Raw genomic sequence first — 5,439 nt, forward strand, 5'->3', positions numbered from 1 at the left:
TTAACCACACCATCAAGGTCTTCTTTTAACACTTTAATATGTTTTGCAACTGACTCTGATATTATTGACAATAAATCATTATAATTGATTTTTTTAACAGATTCATCATATCTATCAAGTTTATTCAAATTAACTTTATTGTTTTTTCTATCATAATCGTTTTTTGCTTTATGAACTTTTTTTGTTTGACGGAATCCATCGCCAAATATTTCTTGGTCCGCTTCACGATTACCTTTTCTCATTGCTGCTAAGGCATCTTTTGGGGCATTATGCTTTTTTTTGCCGTGTGATTCATTAACAATATTTTTTATTGATTGTCTAACAATCTCTTCAATATTAACGCTCATATTATTATCTATTTCTTCATTATTTTTTCTTGTTGTATCATTCCAAACTTCCCCCAAATCGTAAGAGTTTTTTATTTTTTGGAATTTAACATCATTAATTTTCATTATTCTATCAGCCCCATCTCCATCAAAACCGAATTTTTCTTTCCCAACAGTAAATGTATAACTATGCCCTCCATTTCCAGCTTTTCCAAGTGCATAAATTACCCTCATTAAAGGCTTTCCTGATTTGCTATCGCAAGTAAACTTCGCAACAAAATTTCCATCATCAATTTTTTCATATGATAAATTACTTATGGCAAGACTTTCGCAATATATATCAATCTCGTCAAAGCCCATTTCATAATCAACCCTAACGACAACATCTTTCGGCTTTGATGATTGGCAATATTCCAAAAATGGATATAGCCCACCTTCATCAAACTTTTCTTTTTTGTCATTATAATATGCACAAAATTCTATTTTTAATTCAGGTCCTTTCATATTTACAATTCGTCAGGATGAATATATTCATCCATTATTACATTTTTATCTGTGCTGAATTTTGACATTTTATCCTCAAAGCCACTATATTCTTTTTCATATTGCGCTTTTTCGGCTATCTTTGCCATCATTCTTTTACCTTTTCTGGTTTTTGCTAACACTTCTCTCATAAAGAAGTTAAACTTCTTTACTGGTAATTGTGATATTCTTTTATATAAATATGGTATTAAATCAGTTTTAACGCCATTTCCAAATGAATCTGAGACAATTTCCCACAAAGCGGGACCAATTCTCATATCCCAAGGTTCGGCTTTTAAATAATCTGATTTTGATAATACAGATTGTGCTTTTTCAAATTCTTGTGGCAACCCATGAGAAGCGAATAATTCCATTAATCCCCTAACTGATTCTGACAACAATATTGGGAATATTACCCCCTGTGCTAAAATTTTCGGAGATTCCTCAACCTGACCAAGCACAACCTCAACAGTTCCAAATTGATGTTTATCTTCTTCTGTCATTCCTATATCTTCTTTTGTAAAAAGAAGGTAATCATTAAGTGCCAATATTTTTCTATATAAATCAATGAGTGTTGGATTTATTTCATATATTTCTTTCATGTAATCTTTTATGTTTGAAGATATTTTCATACCAGCGCCCATTGATATTGCATCAATTAATCTTCTTTTATAAACTTCATCTTTTATTGACTCTGCGTCAAGCACATCCTCATATTCAATAAATTCATCGCCATCAGCAGGGTCTAATTTAATTGATGAACTACTTAAATCAACATCGTCAACAAGCGAAAGTTCCATTTGTATTGAATCGTCAGGAATGCCAAATAAATCTATTAAATAGTTAGCAACAATTTTCTCTAATTCTGGTCTATGTGGTTCTTCTAACTTTTGGCATTTTAAAACAAGTTTACCCAATACAGTTTGCATGTCTGTATCAGGAACATCATCTATTTCGCCTATTTTTTTAAGTTCATCAACGCACCCTTTGAAACGTTTCTCAACAAGTTTTTCAACATATCCTTTTTCAAATATATTTGGCAATGCTGGGTTATTTCCTATTGATGTTTTGTTTTTGTAAACAGCATCAGCAATATCTTCTGGGAAACTGTTTAATAAAATACTTTCTTTAAGTGCTTTTTCTTGTTCTTCAGTTATAATAATATGCTTATTTTTTCTACCTTTAGATTCTACAATCTGACCATTGGTATTAATTAATTTATATTCACCATCCAATTTAACAATAGCAAAACCATTATCAAAACCGCCACAATCATCAAACCAAGTATTAGAAAGTAGTTGGCCATTGGTATTAATAAAATTATATTTATTATTTAATTCTACACGAGCAAAACCATTCTTAAAAATACCGCAACCGTCAAACCAAGTATTAGAAAGTAGTTGCCCATCGGTATTAATAAAATTACATTTATTATTCAATCTAACATAAGCAAACCCATTATAAAAAGCATAACAATCATCAAACCAAGTATCAGAAATTATTTGACCATTGGTATTAATAAAATTATATTTACCATACAATTCAACACAAGCAAAACCTTTTCTAAAATAACCACAATAGTCAAACCAAGTATCAGAAATTAGCTGGTTATTGGCATTAATATAATTATATTTACCATTTAATTGAACCACAGCAAAGCCTTCGCAAAAATCACCGCAATAGTTAAATATTTCTTCTGGCTTTTCACCGTTATCTAATAATTCTTGAACTGTATCAAATGGCACATATCCCTTTTTCATTAAATATTCTGTTGAATGTGGCTTAAATGCCTCATCAAATCTCTTTCCTACCGTCTCACAAAGTGTTGTTTTTGTAAATGCATGGTCAACACTTCCGTTATATTCACCTTCTGTACGGTGATTCCATCTACAATTAGATGTTGTAATATTTCCTTCAGGGTCAATAAATACAAATATCATACTTGTGCCATATTCATCATATGGATTACCTTCACCTACTTCCTCTGGTATATTTTCCCATCCATGTTTTAAACAAACATATACTTTATTTATTCCGTTTTTTGTATACTCATTCCAAGTATGTTCATTTTGTGTATAGCATAATTTACTTACAGAACAGGATTTATTTCCATAGAAATTAGCAGTTTGAAAATCAGGAACTTCCACCACATCATAATCATCACGTTCCTTAACATGATTTGCGTTATAAGCATCTATTGTGCTACTTTGCTCCAATTGAGGTTTTAATTGTTCATATAGTTGACTAAAAGTAATATTATTTATATTTGCTTTTACTTTTTGGAAGAGAGCATCATCTTTTTTAAACAGCCCAACAATTTTCAATAAAATGCCAATTTTGTTGCCGTTGTCATTGCGTTTGTCAAAGCCAACTTCATCAGAATAAGCCAATTTTGCAACAACTGGAAGGTACTTCATATCAGCGTTTGTCATCAACCCAAATGTATGTCTTAGACTAAATAGCAAATATGTTCTCCATGTTGTTTCTGGGTTATTATTTACATAATATTCTGGCCCACTAACAGGTTCATTAAGGTTAAGTAAATTACTAAACTCAGTATCAATAATTTTATTAACCTTTTTTATTCTGTCATCAGATTCTGCTAATATAACGCGATTTTTTAAACTGCGCTCCTGTTCCTCAGTTATATATAAAGTTCTCATTTACTTTCTTTTTAATTTTCAATATCTCAATCAATAGGTTCCGTCCAACCTTCCAATGAATTCATCTTTCTTTTGATGGTCCGCACTGATAAATGTATTTACAATCGTTTCAAGAATGTTTCTACTAGTTGACAATGCCTGCAATGCATCGTCTCCAAATGTTAACCTAAATGCTTCAAGTGCTTGAAAAAGGTTCATGTTTTTCAATTTTTCCTCAATGCATTTTCTATCACATTCAAAGGCAATTTCTTGCAATTGTTTTCTTGTTAAAACCTCTTCGTATAACTGCTTTTTTGTCTTGACTTCACCATTTTTTCTCATCTCGTAAAGTCGTGCCTCTTCAATCTGCCTCTTAGAATATCTTTTTCCCTCTGCAACACCGTTAGTAACATCTTCACTGTTACCAACAACATTAAGTTTATTTATATCTGCACCATTGTTAACTGCGTTTTGAACAGCCTTCGTAACAGCGCCTCTAATGTTTGACTGTGTAGAATCAAAAGCAATTGTTGTTTCGTCTTTATCTGATGCGTTATTTCTTGTACTTTTGCCAGACATTTGAATTGAATTTGGCTTTAACCCCGTTCTTGTTGCATCGTTGTATTTTTCTTGAGCGTTGTTTCCCATTTCATTTGCATTATTGCCTGTAAAAGTAACTTGTGTTTTCAAGGCATCTTCAACTTCATTCAATTGTGCTCTTGTAATTATAACTTTTTTCATATGACAACTATTTTAATATAAATATCTTATAGAATCAAAAAGGCAGGTTAAAACCTGCCTTGTTTCTTATTTAAATCTTGGAGAATTGAACGGTGAACTTTTTACTTTATTAATTGTTTTATCTGTTCTTTTAGTAAGTTTTTTATCATCCTTTTCATCATCCATTCCAACGCCAAGACTTTCATTTATTCTTTTTAACTGCCCTTTAGTGAAAACGACTGATTCCATTGGCATTTGTGGCTCTTCATTTCCCATTTCTGGTTCATTTGAATCTTGCATGCTATTTGAATTATCTTTTACTGAACGTGCATATTTTAAAATCGTTTCTTGCCCCTTTTCGTCAAGTTCATTTGAAATGTCAGTAATTTCTTTTACTTTTTCGTTCATATTTGAATCGTCCATTCCATCCTCAGGCATTTCCTCTCCAACTCCTTGTGCCATTCCCATTGAAGGGCCTTCACCACCCATTGAAGGGTCTACACCTGCCATTGGGTCAGCCATAGCGTTACCACTCATTGAAGGGTCAACAGGAGAAGCATCACCCACTGGAGGTATTTCCTCATTGGATGGTGCTTCTTTATTGTTATTTTTAGGTATCTTTAATACCTTTTTTTCGTCAAGAGACTCAGTTACTCTTTTTTTTTATTTTCACCTTCGATTGGAGCGCCTTTTTTAATCTGATACATAACATCCTTAGTAACAGCATCTACCAATTGATTAAATGGGCTACCGTCACCGATTTGCTTGCCAAATGGTTCTTCGTTGTGTACTGAATCATCATTGATGTCTTCACCATGTTCGTTCTTGTCTTGGCCAGTTGGAGGTAAATCCATAGGTTTCTTCCTATAACCTGGGTGCTTTCCAAAATCGTGAAGTTCATCCTCTTTTAATGCTTGTCTAACAACTGACTCAACGATTCTGTCCATGACTTTCTTCTTCGCTTCGTACATTTCATCATCGTCAAATGATTCTTCGCCATCTTCTCCAAAATCTTCGAAGTCATCTTCGTCTTCGAAACCTTCTTCATCGCCAAAGTCAACATCGTCCTCTACATCGGTTCCGTCCTCACCTGCAAGGTCATCGTTAACCTCAACTTCGTCATCAGCAACATCATCAGCAGTGATATCTTCATCGCAACCTTCTACTTGTGCTTTAAGTGCTGCAAGTTGTGCTTCAAGGTCAGCAATTTTTGATGCTAAATCGCTATC

At 32.9% G+C, this 5,439-nt stretch carries 5 protein-coding genes; all 5 read right to left on the bottom strand.

The genetic code is table 11. The features are described 5' to 3' along the window. On the bottom strand, nt 1-830 hold an 830-nt coding region (locus MR875_09310), incomplete at its 3' end, for a hypothetical protein (GenBank protein ID MCI6995034.1). 2 nt (nt 831-832) lie between these two features. Beyond that, nucleotides 833-3,511 (bottom strand): WG repeat-containing protein, encoded by a 2,679-nt coding sequence (locus tag MR875_09315; protein ID MCI6995035.1) that lies wholly within the window; start codon nt 3,509-3,511, stop codon nt 833-835. A 30-nt stretch (nt 3,512-3,541) separates the two neighbouring features. Continuing rightward, nucleotides 3,542-4,231: a hypothetical protein gene (locus MR875_09320; protein ID MCI6995036.1), complete on the bottom strand. Its 690-nt coding sequence runs from the start codon at nt 4,229-4,231 to the stop codon at nt 3,542-3,544. 66 nt (nt 4,232-4,297) lie between these two features. Continuing rightward, entirely contained in the window at nt 4,298-4,777 is a 480-nt protein-coding gene (locus MR875_09325) for a hypothetical protein (protein MCI6995037.1), read from the bottom strand. 83 nt (nt 4,778-4,860) lie between these two features. Continuing rightward, on the bottom strand, nt 4,861-5,439 hold a 579-nt coding region (locus MR875_09330; protein ID MCI6995038.1), incomplete at its 5' end, for a hypothetical protein.

The sequence above is a fragment of the Methanobrevibacter sp. genome (genome assembly GCA_022775905.1).
Taxonomy (GTDB): domain Archaea; phylum Methanobacteriota; class Methanobacteria; order Methanobacteriales; family Methanobacteriaceae; genus Methanocatella.